Source organism: Streptomyces sp. NPDC055815, assembly GCF_053616475.1.
In genome coordinates, this window is sequence record NZ_JBSHDU010000013.1 from 83,710 (window position 1) to 100,206 (window position 16,497).

Genomic DNA, 16,497 nt, shown 5'->3' on the forward strand with positions numbered 1-16,497 from the left:
GGCCGACGGCGAGGCCCAGGCCGAGGCGCTGCGCGCGGAGGCCCGCGCCGAGGGCGAGCAGGTCCTCGACGAGGCCCGCAAGGCCGCCGACAAGCGCCGTACCGACGCCGCCGAGCAGGCCGACACCCTCATCGGCGAGGCCACCGCCGAGGCCGAGCGGCTCACCGCCGAGGCGGTCGAGCTCATGGAGACGGCGGAGCAGGACGCCGCGCGCCTGCGGACCGAGGCCGAGCAGGTCAAGGCCGACGGCGAGGCCCAGGCCGAGGCGCTGCGCGCGGAGGCCCGCGCCGAGGGCGAGCAGGTCCTCGACGAGGCCCGCAAGGCCGCCGACAAGCGGCGCGCGGACGCGGCCGAACAGGCCGACACCCTCATCGGCGAGGCCACCGCCGAGGCCGAGCGGATCGCGGCCGAGGCCGCCGAGCTGCGCGAGACGACCGAGCAGGACGCCGCGCGTCTCCGGACCGAGGCCGAGCAGGTCAAGGCCGACGGCGAGGCGCACGCGCAGGCCCTGCGCAATGCCGCGCTCGCCGATGCCGACCAGATCCTCGACGAGGCCCGCAAGGCCGCCGACAAGCGACGTACCGACGCCGCCGAGCAGGCCGACACGCTCGTCGGCGAGGCGACCGCCGAGGCCGAGCGGATCGTGAACGAGGCGGCCGAGCTGGCCGATTCGGTCGGCGCGGACGCCCGCGCCGAGGCCGGCCGTACGGTCGCCGCCGCCGCGGAGGAGGCCGAGCGGCTGCGCGCCGAGGGCGCCGAGGCGATCGCCGAGGCCCTGCGGGACGCCGAGCGGATCCGTACCGAGTCGGAGCGGGTCAAGGCCGACGCCGCCGCGGCGGGCGAGCAGATGCGCGCGGAGGCCCGCGCGGAGGCCGACCGGACCCTCGACGAGGCCCGCGAGGCCGGGGCGCGGAAGCGTTCGGACGCGGCCGAGCAGGCCGACCAGCTCGTCGCCAAGGCCCAGGAGGAGGCGCTGCGCGCCACCACGGAGGCCGAGTCGCAGGCGGACACGATGGTCGGCGCGGCCCGCAAGGAGGCCGAGCGGATCGTCGCCGAGGCGACCGTCGAGGGCAACTCGCTGGTGGAGCAGGCCCGTACGGACGCGGACGAGCTCCTGGTCGGGGCGCGCAGCGACGCGACCGCCATAAGGGAGCGGGCCGGGGAGCTGCGAGGCCGGATCGAGGGCGAGATCGAGGAGCTGCACGAGCGGGCGCGGCGCGAGTCGGCCGAGCAGATGAAGACGGCCGGCGAGCGCGTCGACAAGCTGGTGAAGGCGGCCGAGGAGCAGCGCGCCGAGGCGGAGGAGAAGGCGAAGGAGCTGGTCTCCGAGGCGAGTTCGGAGGCGAGCAAGGTCCGCATCGCCGCGGTCCGCAAGGCGGACGGGCTCCTGAAGGAGGCCGAGCAGAAGAAGGCCTCGCTGATCGCGGAGGCCGAGGCCATCAAGGCGGAGGCCGAGCGGATCCGTGCGGAGGCCGCGGCCGAGGCCGAGAAGACCGTCGCGGAGGGACAGCGCGAGCTGGAGACCCTGACGCGGCGCCGCAAGGACATCAATGCCGAGATCTCCCGTGTCCAGGACGTCCTGGAGGCGTTGGAGTCTTTCGAGACGCCGTCCGCCGGAAAGGACGGGGTCAAGGCGGGTGCGTCGTCGGGGTCCACTCGTACGGGTGGCAAGTCCCAGGACGGCTAGCCACTCAAAAGGCTGGACATTCTCCAGATCAAACGGGCATACGCTCGATGACACGCCGCTTCGGCCCCTAGGATTCCCTCTAACACCTCACCGGTCTCATTCGACAGGAACCCCATGAGCGACACTTCCTCCCCCTTCGGCTTCGAGCTCGTGCGGCGCGGTTACGACCGCGGTCAGGTGGACGACCGCATTACCAAGCTCGTGGCCGACCGCGACAGCGCCCTGTCCCGCATCACCTCCCTGGAGAAGCGCATCGAGGAACTCCACCTCGAGACGCAGAACGCCCAGGCGCAGGTCACCGACGCGGAGCCGTCGTACGCCGGTCTCGGCGCCCGCGTCGAGAAGATCCTGCGGCTCGCCGAGGAGGAGGCGAAGGACCTGCGTGAGGAGGCCCGTCGCGCCGCCGAGCAGCACCGCGAGCTGGCCGAGTCGGCCGCCCAGCAGGTGCGCAACGACGCGGAGTCCTTCGCGGCCGAGCGCAAGGCGAAGGCCGAGGACGAGGGCGTCCGGATCGTCGAGAAGGCGCAGGGCGAGGCCAACTCGCTGCGTGCCGAGGCGCAGAAGGACGCGCAGTCGAAGCGTGAGGAGGCGGACGCCCTCTTCGAGGAGACCCGTGCCAAGGCCGCCCAGGCCGCCGCGGACTTCGAGACGAACCTGGCGAAGCGCCGCGAGCAGTCGGAGCGGGACCTGGCCTCGCGTCAGGCCAAGGCCGAGAAGCGCCTCGCGGAGATCGAGCACCGCGCCGAGCAGCTCCGCCTGGAGGCCGAGAAGCTGCGTACGGACGCGGAGCGCCGGGCCCGTCAGACGGTGGAGACCGCGCAGCGCCAGGCCGAGGACATCGTGGCCGACGCGAACGCCAAGGCCGACCGGATCCGTTCGGAATCGGAGCGCGAGCTCGCGGCGCTGACGAACCGCCGCGACTCGATCAACGCGCAGCTGACCAACGTCCGCGAGATGCTGGCGACGCTGACCGGTGCCGCGGTGGCGGCGGCCGGCTCCCCGATCGACGACGAGCGCACGGCCGGCGTCCCGGCCCAGCAGTCCCGGTAAGCAACAGGCCCGGGCCCGGTAGGCACCTGGCGCAAAAGACCCTCCGTCATTCCGGTGGCGGGGGGTTTTGCGTACCCGTAGGTTGGTGCGCATGATCGAGCTTGAGGGCCTGACGAAGAGGTACGGGACGAAGACGGCGGTCGACCATCTCTCCTTCCAGGTCCGCCCCGGCGTGGTCACCGGCTTCCTCGGGCCGAACGGGGCGGGCAAGTCGACGACGATGCGGATGATGCTCGACCTGGACAACCCGACGAGCGGGACGGTCCGGATCGACGGCAAGCACTACCGGGACCTGGCCGAGCCGCTGAAGTACATCGGGGCGCTGCTCGACGCCAAGGCGATGCACGGCGGCCGGTCCGCGTACAACAACCTGCTGTGTCTGGCGCAGTCCAACCGCATCCCGGCGAGCCGGGTGGGCGAGGTGCTCGACCTGGTGGGTCTGACGCCGGTCGCGAAGAAGAAGTCGAAGGGTTTCTCCCTCGGCATGGGGCAGCGTCTCGGCATCGCGTCCGCGCTCCTCGGTGATCCCGAGATCCTGATGTTCGACGAACCCGTCAATGGTCTGGACCCCGAGGGAATTCACTGGATCCGCAATCTGATGAAGGCGTTGGCGGCCGAGGGCCGGACGATCTTCGTTTCCAGTCATCTGATGAGTGAAATGGCGCTGACGGCCGATCATCTGATCGTGATCGGGCAGGGAAAGCTGCTGGCCGACACGTCGATGGCGGATTTCATCCAGCAGAATTCCCGGAGTTATGTGCGGATGCGCTCTCCGCAGCAGGAACGGCTGCGGGACGTGCTCCACGCCAACGGTCTTGTCGTGATCGAGGCGGGCAACGGGACCCTTGAGGTGGACGGGGCGACGACCGAGAAGCTGGGCGAGCTGGCGGCGGAGAACGGGCTGGTGCTGCACGAGCTGAGCGCCCAGCGCGCCTCCCTGGAAGAAGCGTTCATGCAGATGACGGCCGGCGCGGTGGAGTACCACGCGCACGGCACCGACGTACACAGCGGCGCCGCGGCGCCCGGCCCCCGGTGGGGCACGAACTCCGAGGGAGCCTGAACGATGGCAGCGGCATCCGCGGTCCTCCAGTCCGAGTGGACCAAGATCCGGACGGTGTCGTCGACCGTCTGGACCCTCGCGAGCGCCCTGTTCGTCACGGTGGCGATGGGCGCGACCCTGTGCGCGGTCCTGGGGGCCCAGTTCGACGATCTCAAGCCCGTCGAGCAGGCCACCTTCGACCCGACCTTCCTCAGCTTCGCCGGGATGACCCTCGGCCAGCTGGCCATGGTGGTCTTTGGCGTCCTGGTGGTCGGCACCGAGTACTCCTCGGGCATGATCCGCACCTCGCTGGCCGCGGTGCCGCAGCGGGCCACCTTCATCTTCTCCAAGATCGCGGTGGCCGGCGGGCTCGCCCTGATCGTGGGCCTGGTCACGAGCTTCCTCTCCTTCTTCCTCGGCCAGGCGCTCCTCGGCGAGCACCGCACGACGCTCGGCGCGGACAACGTGCTGCGCGCGGTGGTCGGCGCCGGCCTCTACATGGCCCTGATCGCGATCTTCTCGATGGGCGTGACGACCATGCTGCGCTCCTCGATGCTGTCGCTCGGCATCCTGGTGCCGTTCTTCTTCCTCATCTCGCAGATCCTGGCGGCGGTACCCAAGGCCAAGGAGGTGGCCCGCTACTTCCCCGACCAGGCCGGCTCCAAGATCATGCAGGTGGTGCCGGACGCGATGGGCCAGGAGAAGGCGCCGTACGGCCCCTGGGGCGGGCTCGGGATCATGCTGCTCTGGGTGGTGGCCGCGCTGCTCGGCGGCTACCTGGTGATCAAGAAGCGCGACGCCTGACCCATCCCCGTACGGAAGGATCACGGTTCCGCTTCGGCGGAACCGTCAACGGCTGGATAAGCTCCTAGCTCATACGGGGGGCTCCGGCCGACGGCCGCCACGCCCCGACATGGATGCGAACCGACCTGTCGATGGGGCTGGAGAATGATCGAGGCAGTCGGCCTGACGAAGCGCTACGGCGCCAAGACGGCCGTGTACAACCTTTCCTTCCAGGTGAGGCCCGGTGTCGTCACCGGGTTCCTGGGACCCAACGGCTCCGGCAAGTCGACGACCATGCGCATGATCCTGGGTCTCGACCGGCCCACCGCGGGTCACGTCACGATCGGCGGCCACCCGTTCCGGCAGCTGCCGAACGCGCCCCGGCAGGTCGGCGCGCTCCTCGACGCCAAGGCCGTGCACGGCGGCCGCAGCGCGCGCAGCCATCTGCTGTCGCTCGCCCAGCTCGCCGGCATCCCGGCGCAGCGGGTCGACGAGGTGCTCGGCGTGGTCGGCCTCCAGGACGTCGCCAGGCGGCGCTCGAAGGGCTTCTCGCTCGGCATGGGCCAGCGGCTCGGCATCGCGGCGGCCCTCCTCGGCGACCCGCAGGTGCTGCTCTTCGACGAGCCCGTCAACGGTCTGGACCCCGAGGGCATCCTCTGGGTGCGGAACCTGATGAAGAAGCTGGCCGCCGAGGGCCGCACGGTCTTCGTCTCCAGCCACCTCATGAGCGAGATGGCGCTGACGGCCGACCACCTGATCGTGATCGGCCGGGGGCAGCTGCTCGCGGACATGAGCGTCACGGACTTCATCTCGGCGAACTCCGCCGACTTCGCCCGGGTGCGGACCCCGGGCACCGAGCCGGCCCAGCGGGAGAAGCTGAGCTCGGTGCTCATCGAGGCCGGCGGCCAGGTGCTGTCCGAGCCGGACGGCGCGCTGCGGGTCACGGGCCTGCCGCTGCCCCGGATCAGCGACCTGGCGCACGGTGCGGACGTACGGCTCTGGGAGCTGTCCCCGCACCAGGCCTCTCTGGAGGAGGCGTACATGCGGCTGACGCAGGGCGCCGTGGACTACCGCTCCACCGACGACCGCCTCGCCCACCTCCAGCCGCCGGTCCAGCCCGGACAGCCGGGGTACGGGATGCCGCCGCAGCCGCAGGTCCAGGACGTGCCGCAGCAGGGCTGGTACGCCCCGCCGCCGCCCGGACAGAACCCGTACGGGACTCCGCAGGCTCCGGCGCCGGGCCCGTACGCCGCACCGCCCGTCCCGCAGGCCGCGCCCGGTCCGTACGCCGCGCCGCAGGCCCCCGCGCCCGGCCCGTACGCCGCGCCCGCCGCCCCGCAGGCCCCCGCGCCGGGTCCGTACGCCCCTCCGGCCGCTTCGCAGCCGAGCGACACCCCGAAGGACGCCCGATGACCGCCCCCGCTCCCCACCACACCCCGGCGCAGCAGGCCTACGTCTCCCCCATCCCGGTCCGCGCCGCGCACCTCGGTGACGCGCTCGCCTCCGAGTGGACGAAGATCCGCTCGGTGCGATCGACGATGTGGACGCTGGGGGTGATGATCCTGCTGATGATCGGCATCGGGATCGGTGTCGCCGCCATCGCCTCCGCCTCCGAGGCCCCGATGGGCGAGGAGACCGCGCTGTCCTTCGGCTTCTTCGGGATGCTGCCGGCGTCGATCTGCGTGATCACGCTCGGCGTCCTGACCATCGCCTCCGAGTACGGCACGGGCATGATCCGTACGACCCTGACGGCCTGCCCGAGCCGGGGCCGGGTGCTCACGGCGAAGGCGATCGTCTTCTTCCTGCTGGTCTTCTCGCTCGCCACGGTGATCACGGCGCTGGTCGCGGCGGTCCAGGTCGCCATGGTGGACGCGGCGGAGCCGACGGCCGGGGAATGGGTGCGGTCGACGGTGGGAGCGGCCGCCTACCTGGCGACGCTCGGGCTGCTCTCGATGGCGGTCGGCACGCTCATCCGGCACTCGGCGGGCGCGATCACCATGATGATCGGTCTGCTGCTGCTGCCGCTCGTGGCCGCCATGTTCATGTTCTCCGAGGCGCTGAACTCGGTGCGGGAGTTCCTGCTGACCTACGCGATCCCCTCGCAGATGATCGTGCTCTACAGCACCCACCCGCCGTTCGGCGAGGACGGCCCCTCGGGCTGGGAGCCGCTCTTCATCCTGCTCGGCATCACGGCCGCCGCGTTCGCCGGCGCCTTCGCCGCGGTGAACAGCCGGGACGTGTGACCTAATACCTCGGCGCGTTACGGGACCGCTGCACCCTGCTGGTGCGGCGGTCCTTCGCGTTCCAGCAGGCCTTGTGCCAGTGCCGGCGGTCGTCGACGCCGCCCCACTCCGGCCAGGCGACGACGTGCGGGGCGCCGGAGGGGATCTCCTGGTCGCAGCCCGGGCAGCGGTAGCGCTTGCCGGGGGCGCTCGCCCCGGCGACGAGCCGGACGTACCATTCCTCGCCCTGCCAGGTCTCGGTGCGCTGCGCACCGCCGTACCGGTCGCCGTGGTCGCCCTGCTGCTCGGGCTTACCGCCGCCTCGGGAGCGGTTGTGACGCGGGGACACGGGCACACCTCACGGGGTCTGGGAACACGGACCGTTCCCTCCAGCCTACGGGCCGCCACCCGGTGCCCCGGGCCCCGCCCGGGACGGCTTAGCCGAAAATCGCAAGAACTTCATGAACGGCCGTTGCCTTTGGCACGTGTCAGACGTTGATGCCAGTGCGAGGGGAGATACGCGTCGGCCGCAAGGAGGCAGAAGGCGATGCGCGTGGGTACGTTCGTTCTGGCAGCCCAGTTCCCGGGCCAGGGCCAGGGGGAGGCACTGCACCGGGCGGTGCGGACCGCCGAGGTCGCCGAGGAGGCGGGGCTCGACTCCGTCTGGCTCGCCGAGCACCACTTCGTGCCGTACGGGGTCTGCCCCTCGGCCGTGACGCTGGCGGCGCTGCTCCTCGGCCGGACCCGGCGGCTCCGCGTCGGCACGGCGGTGAGCGTGCTGCCGACCGTCCATCCGGTCGCCCTCGGCGAGCAGGCGGCGCTGCTGCACCTCACCTCGGGCGGCAGGTTCACCCTCGGGGTGGGCCGGGGCGGGCCCTGGGTCGACCTGGAGGTGTTCGGCGCGGGTCTTGAGGCGTACGAGAAGGGGTTCCCCGAATCGCTCGACCTGCTGCTGCGCTGGCTCACCGAGCCGCGCGTCGGCGCCGAGGGAGAACGATTCGCTTTCCGCGAGGTGCCGGTGGTGCCCCGCCCCGACGAGCTGATCGGCGGCGCGGCCTCCCCCGAGGTGGTCGTGGCCTGCACCTCGCCGAAGAGCGTGAAGCTCGCGGCGGAGCGCGGACTGCCGATGCTGCTCGGCATGCACTGCGGCGACGAGGACAAGGCCGAGATGGTCGCGGCCTGGGCGCGCTGCGCGCGGGAGGCCGGGCGTGACCCGGACGAGATCGCGCGGATCGGCGCCTGCCATGTCTCGGCGGGCGTGGCGCAGCTCGCGGACCGGGGGGCGGACGCGGCGGAGGCGCTGGTGAAGGCGATGCCGGGCTGGCTGAAGCAGGGGCTCGACGCGCATGTGACGGTGGACGGCCGGCACCGGGCGATGCGGGACCCCGTCGCGTACACGGAGCTGCTGTGCGGGCTGCACCCGGTGGGCACGCCGCGGCGCGCGGCGGACCGGCTCGCGGCGACCGCGGAGCGTACGGGCATCACGCGCTTCGCCCTGCTCGCGGAGGGCTCGGGCGACCTCGCGGCCACCGAGGAGAACGTACGGCGGCTGGGCGCGGAGGTCCTGCCGCTCCTGGTGTGAGGGGGAACACGTCCGGGACCGTGCTGCCGCTCTTGGTGGGAGGTCCTGTCCGGGACCGTGCTGCCGCTCCTGGTGGGAGGTCCTGTCCGGGACCGTGCTGCCGCTCCTGCACCAGTCGGCGGCGACGCGCGTCGGCTCGCATCGATCGCCTTCTCCCGCGGTGCGGAGCGGCAGCACCATGTCTCAGCAGTCGCGCAGTTCCGGCGACTGGTTCAGCAGCTGCCCCCGTACCGAAGTGAAGCGGGCGAGCCGCTCGTCCACCGACGGGTCCAGCGGGAAGACCGCCACGCGGTGGCAGTTCTGGAAGGCGAGACGCACCCCGAAGTGCCGCTGCAGCGCACCACGAATGGCATCGCTCGCGAGCGCGCGCAGCAGCTGACCACGTGCCTGCTCATTCGGCGGCGGCGTCTGGTTGTCGGCGAACTCTCCGCCGTCGACCTTCAGCTGTGCCACCAGAGAACTGATCATCTCCCATGCGTAGGGCAGGGAGGTCCGGACGCAGTCGACGAAGTCGGCTTCGTCGACCTCGCCTCGCTCGGCCTGTTCCAACAGCGCCGGTGAGACGTCGAGCGACATGGGTTCTCCTCTCGCGACCCCGCGGACGGGGTCTTGCGGGCAGGGACGAAGGCCGGGCCGTGCGCCACGCAGCGTGCACGGACGACGACCTCCAGCTTCCACGGTAAGCGCGCAGTCCGGGCGGCACCAGAAGAATGGGCACACAACCGGCTGATAACCGACGGGTGTTCGGCCAACGATCACCCCCATCGGGTGTCGGGCCGATGCCCGAATCGCGCGGAAGAGCGCCCGTCTTGTAGCGTTGGCGACCATGCGTCTCGTCATTGCCCGTTGCTCCGTGGACTACGCGGGTCGACTCACGGCCCACCTGCCCTCCGCGCCCCGTCTGATCCTGGTCAAGGCAGACGGCAGCGTCTCCATCCACGCGGACGACCGGGCGTACAAACCGCTCAACTGGATGTCCCCGCCGTGCACCCTGAAGGAGGGTGTCGACGGCGAGGCGGGCATCTGGACCGTGATCAACAAAGCGGGCGAGAAACTGATCATCACGATGGAGGAGATCCTCCACGACTCCTCGCACGAGCTGGGCGTGGACCCGGGTCTCATCAAGGACGGCGTCGAGGCGCACCTCCAGGAGCTGCTCGCCGACCGGATCGAGACCCTCGGCGAGGGCTACACGCTGATCCGCCGCGAGTACCCGACCGCGATCGGCCCGGTGGACATCCTGTGCCGGGACGCCGACGGCGCGACGGTGGCGGTGGAGATCAAGCGGCGCGGCGAGATCGACGGCGTCGAGCAGCTCACCCGCTACCTGGAGCTGCTGAACCGCGACCCGCACCTGGCGCCGGTGAAGGGCGTCTTCGCGGCCCAGGAGATCAAGCCGCAGGCCCGGGTCCTGGCGACGGACCGCGGGATCGGCTGCGTGGTCCTCGACTACGACGCGCTGCGCGGCATCGAGGACGACAAGCTGCGGCTGTTCTGATCCTCTGACGCGTACGAGTACGAGTACGGCCCCGGGTGCGGTGAGCGCGCCCGGGGCCGTCGTCGTTCCCGTACGGGTCAGGCCGGCGAGTCCGTGGTGGTCTCGGAGGCGGAGGGGGCGCCGAGGGTCGTGCTCTCGCTGGTCGCCGGAGGGGCGGTCGTCGTAGGCGGGGCCGTGGTCGGCGGGGTCGTCGTCGGCGGCGCGGTGGTGGTCGTCGGCGGCTTCGGCGTGGTGGTCGTCGGCCTCGGCGGCGGGGTCGTCGTGGCCGGCGGCGGGGTCGTCGTGGGGCGTCCGGTCGGCGGTGCCGTGGTGGCCGTCGGCGCTCCGGTCGTCGCCGAGGGGCTGTCCGAGGACGACGGGGAGCCGGACGCGGACGGGTCCGTCGAGGCGGACGGCGACGCGCTGCCGGAGCCGGAGGGGCTCGGGGAGTCCGAGTGGGTGGCCTGGCCGGTCTCGGCCGGGTCGGCCTCGCCGTCGGCGGGCTCCTCGCCGTCGAGGCCGTCGGAGCTGCCGCTCTCGCTCGCGGTGCTGTCGGAGGTGACGCGGTCGCCGGCCGGGGTGTCGCCGTTGCCGGAGGTGGCGCCGAGGGTGACGACGGTGCCGAGGACGGCGACGAGGAGCGCGCCCGCGCCGACGGCGACGAGGTTGCGGCGGGCGCCGCTGAGGATGCCGCCCTTGAGGCCGGAGCGGCGGTCGGCGGCCTCGGCGGTGTCGGTGCGGGTGATGAGCGTGGGGCCCGCGTCGGCGAAGTCGGGGAACGCGGGGACCGGGGGCTTGGCCGGGGTCCGGACGGGGCCGCCGGGCAGCGGGGCCGTGCCGGGCTCCGGTCTCGGGAGGGCGGGGCGGGCGGCCGGGCCGCGCAGGGCGGGGGTGCCGCGGGGCGGGGAGACGGGCTCCTCGGCGCGCGGTGCGGGGGCGTGGTCCCCGGAGAGGTCGGCGACGAGGGCGAGGGCCCGGCGGCCGGCGACGGTGCCGCGCTTGTCGGCGAGCACCCCGCGCATGCCGATCGAGGCCTCCAGCTCGGCGCGGGCGCGCTCCAGGTTCCCGGCGCAGATCGCGAGGACGCCGAGCTCGTGGTGGAAGTAGGCCTCCTCGGCGACCTCGCCGGCGAGCCGGGCGGCTTCCTGTCCGGCGCGCAGGGCGCGCTCCCAGGCGCCCCAGTGCAGGCCGGCGGCGAAGGCGGGCGCGGCGGCGCGGGCGAGGAGGACGGCGGTGGACCGGTGCTCGGCGGCGCTCTCCCCGGTGCCGGGGATGAGCGCGGTGAGGGCGGCGAGCAGGGCGTCGGCCTCGGCGGCGGCCCGCTCGGGGGTGACGGAGGGGTGGGCGGCCCACCAGGCGTAGTGCTGGGCGATGGTGTGGGCGCGGTCGGCGGCCTCGTGCTCGTACCCGTGGGCGAGGAGCTGGGTGAGGACTCCGGTGGCGAGCCGGTAGCGGGGGCCGACGGGGGTGAGCAGTCCGCAGGCCATGAGTTCGCCGAGGGCGGCGTCGGCGTGGGTGTCGCCGGCGAGGGCCGGGAGGTGGGCCTGGTGCGGGACCTCGCCGCCGAGGGCGACGGCGAAGCGGAGGGTGGCCTGGGCGGAGCGGCTGAGGCGGGAGGCGAGGAGGGCGGCGGGGGCGGCGCCTTCGCCGAGGCTGGGCAGCGGTATCTCGCGCAGCTCGACGTCGGGGTCGTCGACGCCGTCGAAGGCGGCGGCCGCGGCGGTGGCGGCCGCGGTGCGGTCGGTGGGGCCGAAGGCCTCTTCGAGGGCGCCGAAGGCGTCGAACTCGGCGGGGGTGACGCGCAGCCGGTCGCGCTGGCGGAGGAGGGCGCCGGCCTGGACGAAGCGGAGCGGGAGTCCTTCGGACTCGAACCACAGGTCGCCGGCCCAGTTGGCCTCGTCCTCGGTGAGGGTGCGGCCGACGGCGCTCTCCAGGAGCTTCAGCGCGGCGGCGCGGCTGACTCCGGCGAGGAGGACTTCTTCGACGGGGGCCTCGGCGGAGGGGGCGGGGGTGTCGGGTCCCGCGGCGAGGAGGAAGGCGCACTCGGGGGCGGCGGCGAGGAGTTCGTCGAGGGCGGCGCCGCCGAATTCCAGGTCGTCGACGACGACCACGGCGCCGATGTCGCGGAGCCGGTCGAGGAGGGCGGCCCGGTCGGGGCGCTGCCCGGGGGCGTACCGCACGGCGGTGAACAGCTCGTGAAGCAGCTCGGTGGGGGTGCGGTGGTGGCCGGAGAGGCGGACGACGCCGTCGGGGGCGAGGCCGGCGCAGTCGGCGGCGACGGCGTCGAGGAGGGCGGTGCGGCCGGATCCGGGGGCGCCGAGGACGCGGGCGCAGCGGCCCTGGCGGAGTATGCCGGTGAGCCGCTCGCGCTCCTCGTGGCGTTCGAGGAGGGGCAGCTCGGGTGCGGCGGGGCCCGCCGGGACGGGCGGGGCGACGGCGCGGGCGGCTTCGGCGCGCTCCTCGGGGGTGCGGGGGCGGGGGGCCTCCGGTTCCTGCCCGGGCGGGCAGGGTTCGATCTCGCTGCCGTCGACGGGGTTGACGGTGAGGAGCAGTTCGCCGGAGACGAGCCGGACGACGCGGGCACGCGCGGGCGTCGGCGCGGGCAGGCCACGGCCCTGGCGGGCCTCCTCGCCCTCGGTGTCGTGACCGTACTCCTCCGACCCAGGGTTGATCGGGTCCATGGTGCAAGCCCCCAAGAAGCGGTGTCCGGTGCCCGCCGGTGGGTCCGTCCCATGTGCAGGCGGGTCCGTCATTGTGCGGGCGACCGAACCCTAGACCGTGGTCAGGCGGTCGGGAACAGGCGGGGTGCCCCCGAGACCAAGACGTCACGGTCTTGTGAGGATTGGGTGTGACGCCTGGTTCTCACAGCTGCTTCACACCTGGTGGGCGCCCCGGGGGTCAGACGCGGGGCAGCGATTCCAGGGCGAGGCCGCCCTCGATGGCGAGGATGCGGTGCAGCCGGGTGGCGACGAGGAGCCGCTGCATCTGGGGCGGCACCCCGCGCAGGACGAGGCGCCGGCCGCAGCGGCCGGCCCTGCGGTGGGCGCCCATGATGACGCCGAGTCCGGTCGCGTCCCAGGAGTCGAGGCCGGTCAGGTCGAGCACCAGGTCGCCGACTCCGTCGTCGACGGCCGAGTGCAGGACCGTACGGGCGTCCGCCGCGCTGCGGACGTCGAGGCGGCCCCCGACGACCAGCTCGACGTGGTCGCCCCTGATGTGCATATGCGCTCCCCGAGAGTGCTCCGTCTTCGCAACAACTGACTGCCGCACCGGCAGATACGTTGCGCCTTGTCAGCGAACCGATACCGAAATTCACCCCACGGAGTGAGGCGGGCGGGCGGGCTCGGCTCAGTACTTGTAGAAGCCCTGCCCGCTCTTGCGGCCGATGTCACCCGCGTCCACCATCCGGCGCATCAGCTCCGGCGGCGCGAACTTCTCGTCCTGGGACTCGGTGTAGATGTTGTTGGCCGCGTTCACCAGGATGTCGATGCCGGTGAGGTCGGCGGTGGCGAGCGGGCCCATGGCGTGGCCGAAGCCCAGCTTGCAGGCGATGTCGATGTCCTCGGCGGTGGCGACGCCCGACTCGTGGAGCTTGGCGGCCTCGACGACGAGGGCCGAGATGAGGCGGGTGGTGACGAAGCCGGCGACGTCGCGGTTGACGACGATGCAGGTCTTGCCGACGGACTCGGCGAAGGCACGGGCGGTGGCGAGGGTCTCGTCGCTCGTCTTGTAGCCGCGGACCAGCTCGACGAGCTGCATCATCGGCACGGGCGAGAAGAAGTGGACGCCGACGACGGCCTCGGGCCGCTCGGTCACCGCGGCGATCTTGGTGATCGGGATCGCGGAGGTGTTGGAGGCGAGGACCGCGCCGTCCTTGGCGATCTTGTCGAGCGAGCGGAAGATCTCGTGCTTGACGTCGAGGTTCTCGAAGACGGCCTCGACGACGACGTCCGCGTCGGCGACGGCGTCGAGCTCGGTGGTGGCGGTGATCCGGCCGAGCGCGGCCTCGGCGTCCTCGGCGGCGAGCTTGCCCTTGGCGACGAACTTCTCGTACGACGCCTTGATGCCGTCGGTGCCGCGGGTCAGGGCGGCGTCGGTGACGTCACGCAGGACGACGTCCCAGCCCGCCTGCGCCGAGACCTGTGCGATGCCGGATCCCATGAGTCCGGCCCCGATGACGGCAAGCTTCTTGGCCACGATCTTCCACCCCTCAACACCTGTTCACTTCTGCTCTCCGGCGGAGATTAGCGGTCGGGGGGCGCCATGTGACCGCGAAGTAATGCGCGTCACGCCCTCTTTGACGGACGTCACACTCACGACACCCCCTGAGGGCCTCCTCGTCGTGGTGAGCCGGGAGTTCAGCGGGCCGTCGCTTGCTCAGGCCTCGCGCACCGCGTACGTCAGGACCTTCTCGCTCAGCAGTTCCTCGATCTCGTCGAGGAGGACGAGGGCTTCGCGGGAGACGGTGGTCGCCTTGCGTCTGGCGGTCATCTCGCCGGTGATGTAGCCGACGACGGTGCTCTCGATCCAGGCGAGCTGGCCGCCGACGAGCAGTGGCAGCGGGTCGTCGGCGGTCGCGCCGGTCTCCTCGCGCAGGGTGGCCACGACGGCCTCCTGGACCTGTTCCCGCAGATGGAAGAGGCGGGCCTTGAGCGTGGGCGCGTGCTCGATGACATGCATGAAGCGGTCGAAGCCGTCCATGAGTCCGTACGCGGGGGACACGGCCCCGATGTCCTGGCGCAGCTCCCGCAGGACCGCGTGGGCGGCGGACTCGCCCCGGTCGCGGCCCCGGATCATCCGGGCGAGGCGCTGGGTGACGCCGTCCATCCGGTCGAGGAAGAGGTCCTCCTTCGCCGGGAAGTAGTTGTACACGGTGTTGACGGAGACGTCCGCCGCCTCGGCGACGTCCGCGACGGTCACGGCGACGAAGCCGTGCTCCAGGAAGAGCCCGGTCGCGATGTCCGAGATCCGCTGCTTCGTCTCGCGCTTCTTGCGTTCCCTGAGTCCCTCGGCCATGGACCCATCGTAGGCAATCCTAGGCTCCCTGAAACTTCGGTGCCTCTGAATTTTTGGAGACGTTGCAAAATTTAAGTGACTCTGTTTTTGTGTTCGCCATGCCCATCATCAGCACGTCCGGGCTCGCCCGGACCTTCACGACCAAGAACGGCCCCGTGGAGGCCGTCCGAGGGATCGACCTCACCGTCAGGCCCGGCGAGATCCTCGGACTCCTCGGCCCCAACGGCGCCGGAAAGACGACCACCCTCCGGATGCTCACGACGCTCCTGCCGCCCACCGGCGGCGCGGCCACCGTCGCCGGCCACGACCTCGTCAAGGACCCCGCCGCCGTCCGCCGGCGCATCGGGTACGTCGCCCAGTCCGGCGGCCTCGACCCCCAGGAGACCGTCCGCTCCGAGCTCGTCACGCAGGGCAGGCTCTACGGCCTGGACCGCACGACCGCGACGGCCCGCGCCGAGGAGCTCGCCGCCGACCTCGGCCTCACCGAGCTCCTCGACCGGAAGACCCCGGCGCTCTCCGGCGGCCAGCGCCGCCGGCTCGACCTCGCGATGGGGCTCACCCACCGCCCGGAGGTCCTCTTCCTCGACGAGCCGACGACCGGCCTCGACCCCGGCAGCCGCGCCGACCTGTGGGCCCTGGTGCGACGCCTGCGCGACGAGCACGGCACCACCGTCGTCCTCACCACGCACTACCTCGACGAGGCCGACGCGCTCGCCGAACGGCTCGTGATCGTGGACAAGGGCACGGTCGTCGCCGAGGACAGCCCGGCCGGCCTCAAGGCCGCGCACGGCGCGACCACCCTCCAGGAGGCCTTCCTCGCCGCCACCGGCCGCACCCCGGCACCCGTCGACACCACCCCCGTAGCGGTCTAGGAGACCCCTGATGCTGCTCCGCGACACCGCGCTGCTCTTCGGGCGCTACGCCCGGCAGACCCTGCGCTCGCCCTTCCAGATCTTCTTCGGCGCCCTGATGCCGCTGCTCTACCTGCTCTTCTTCGGACCGCTGCTCACCGGCCTCCCGCTGGGCCGCGAGGGCGACTCCTGGCAGATCCTCGTCCCCGGCCTGCTGCTCCAGCTCGGCCTCTTCGGCGCCTCGTTCGCCGGCTTCTCGATCATCATGGAGAAGAACTGGGGCGTGTTCGACCGGATGCGGGTCACCCCGGTCAGCCGCCTCGCCCTGCTGCTCGGCCGGGTCCTGCGGGACGCCGCGCTCTTCGTCCTCCAGGCCGTCCTGCTCGTCCTGGTCGCGATCCCCATGGGTCTGCGGGCCCCGGTCACCGGGATCCTCGTCGGCTTCGCCTTCGTCGCCCTGCTCTCCGCCGCGCTCGCCTCCCTCTCGTACGCGCTCGCCCTGAAGCTGCGCACCCCGCAGGAGTTCGGACCCGCGATCAACACGCTCGCGATGCCGGCGATGCTGCTCTCCGGCCTGATGCTGCCGATGGCCCTGGCCCCCGGCTGGCTCGACGTGGTCTCGCACCTCATGCCGTTCCGCTATCTGGTGGACGCGGTCCGGGAGGCGTACATCGGCCACTACACGACGCCGGCCATGCTGTACGGGGTGCTCGTCGCCCTCGGACTCACGGCGCTCGCCGTGACGGTCGGCACACGCACGTTCCGGAGCGCCGGAGCGTAACTACGCTGG

The 16,497-nt window shown here is 72.4% G+C and carries 15 protein-coding genes and 1 pseudogene; 10 read left to right on the top strand and 6 right to left on the bottom strand.

What is annotated here, in order from left to right; genetic code table 11:
• From ACWGN5_RS11780 to ACWGN5_RS11805, 6 genes and pseudogenes are all read left to right on the top strand, one after another.
• Positions 1-1,687 (top strand): annotated as a pseudogene (locus ACWGN5_RS11780) (hypothetical protein); the annotation flags it as partial.
• 114 nt (positions 1,688-1,801) lie between these two features.
• Entirely contained in the window at positions 1,802-2,737 is a 936-nt protein-coding gene (locus ACWGN5_RS11785) for a coiled-coil domain-containing protein (RefSeq protein WP_116158785.1), read from the top strand.
• 91 nt (positions 2,738-2,828) lie between these two features.
• Positions 2,829-3,797, top strand: coding sequence for an ABC transporter ATP-binding protein (locus tag ACWGN5_RS11790; protein WP_453513695.1), 969 nt, complete (start codon positions 2,829-2,831; stop codon positions 3,795-3,797).
• Between the two features lie 3 nt (positions 3,798-3,800).
• Positions 3,801-4,580 (top strand): ABC transporter permease, encoded by a 780-nt coding sequence (locus tag ACWGN5_RS11795; RefSeq protein WP_453513696.1) that lies wholly within the window; start codon positions 3,801-3,803, stop codon positions 4,578-4,580.
• A gap of 144 nt (positions 4,581-4,724) precedes the next feature.
• Positions 4,725-5,972: an ABC transporter ATP-binding protein gene (locus ACWGN5_RS11800; protein ID WP_453513698.1), complete on the top strand. Its 1,248-nt coding sequence runs from the start codon at positions 4,725-4,727 to the stop codon at positions 5,970-5,972.
• On the top strand, positions 5,969-6,802 hold the full coding sequence (locus ACWGN5_RS11805; RefSeq protein ID WP_453513700.1) for an ABC transporter permease subunit: 834 nt from the start codon (positions 5,969-5,971) through the stop codon (positions 6,800-6,802). The genes ACWGN5_RS11800 and ACWGN5_RS11805 overlap by 4 nt, the downstream gene beginning before the upstream one ends.
• Before the next feature lies 1 nt (position 6,803).
• Here the strand turns inward: ACWGN5_RS11805 and ACWGN5_RS11810 are convergent, their stop codons facing one another.
• The gene (locus ACWGN5_RS11810; protein WP_392156628.1) at positions 6,804-7,130 is read right to left on the bottom strand and encodes an ATP/GTP-binding protein; all 327 of its coding nucleotides are present in this window, start codon (positions 7,128-7,130) and stop codon (positions 6,804-6,806) included.
• Between the two features lie 198 nt (positions 7,131-7,328).
• On the opposite strand from ACWGN5_RS11810, the gene ACWGN5_RS11815 reads away from it, so the two are divergent.
• Entirely contained in the window at positions 7,329-8,363 is a 1,035-nt protein-coding gene (locus ACWGN5_RS11815; protein ID WP_453513702.1) for an LLM class flavin-dependent oxidoreductase, read from the top strand.
• A 183-nt stretch (positions 8,364-8,546) separates the two neighbouring features.
• On the opposite strand, the gene ACWGN5_RS11820 is transcribed toward ACWGN5_RS11815, so the two are convergent.
• The gene (locus ACWGN5_RS11820) at positions 8,547-8,939 is read right to left on the bottom strand and encodes an SCO5389 family protein (protein ID WP_015036224.1); all 393 of its coding nucleotides are present in this window, start codon (positions 8,937-8,939) and stop codon (positions 8,547-8,549) included.
• Between the two features lie 250 nt (positions 8,940-9,189).
• On the opposite strand from ACWGN5_RS11820, the gene nucS reads away from it, so the two are divergent.
• Positions 9,190-9,861 (top strand): endonuclease NucS, encoded by a 672-nt coding sequence (nucS, locus tag ACWGN5_RS11825; RefSeq protein WP_041131270.1) that lies wholly within the window; start codon positions 9,190-9,192, stop codon positions 9,859-9,861.
• A 77-nt stretch (positions 9,862-9,938) separates the two neighbouring features.
• Here nucS and ACWGN5_RS11830 read toward each other — a convergent pair whose 3' ends face one another.
• The 4 genes from ACWGN5_RS11830 to ACWGN5_RS11845 form a co-directional block, all read right to left on the bottom strand.
• Positions 9,939-12,521, bottom strand: a complete 2,583-nt coding sequence (locus ACWGN5_RS11830) for an ATP-binding protein (protein ID WP_453513704.1) — start codon at positions 12,519-12,521, stop codon at positions 9,939-9,941.
• Positions 12,522-12,738: 217 nt separating this feature from the next.
• Positions 12,739-13,062 (bottom strand): STAS domain-containing protein, encoded by a 324-nt coding sequence (locus ACWGN5_RS11835; RefSeq protein WP_030210572.1) that lies wholly within the window; start codon positions 13,060-13,062, stop codon positions 12,739-12,741.
• A gap of 126 nt (positions 13,063-13,188) precedes the next feature.
• Positions 13,189-14,037, bottom strand: coding sequence for a 3-hydroxyacyl-CoA dehydrogenase family protein (locus ACWGN5_RS11840; protein WP_369146555.1), 849 nt, complete (start codon positions 14,035-14,037; stop codon positions 13,189-13,191).
• Between the two features lie 180 nt (positions 14,038-14,217).
• Entirely contained in the window at positions 14,218-14,856 is a 639-nt protein-coding gene (locus ACWGN5_RS11845) for a TetR/AcrR family transcriptional regulator (protein WP_453513707.1), read from the bottom strand.
• 98 nt (positions 14,857-14,954) lie between these two features.
• Between ACWGN5_RS11845 and ACWGN5_RS11850 the strand changes: the two genes are divergently transcribed.
• Positions 14,955-15,728: an ABC transporter ATP-binding protein gene (locus ACWGN5_RS11850; RefSeq protein WP_453513708.1), complete on the top strand. Its 774-nt coding sequence runs from the start codon at positions 14,955-14,957 to the stop codon at positions 15,726-15,728.
• 10 nt (positions 15,729-15,738) lie between these two features.
• On the top strand, positions 15,739-16,488 hold the full coding sequence (locus tag ACWGN5_RS11855; protein ID WP_453513710.1) for an ABC transporter permease: 750 nt from the start codon (positions 15,739-15,741) through the stop codon (positions 16,486-16,488).
• The last annotated feature ends 9 nt before the right edge of the window (positions 16,489-16,497 follow it).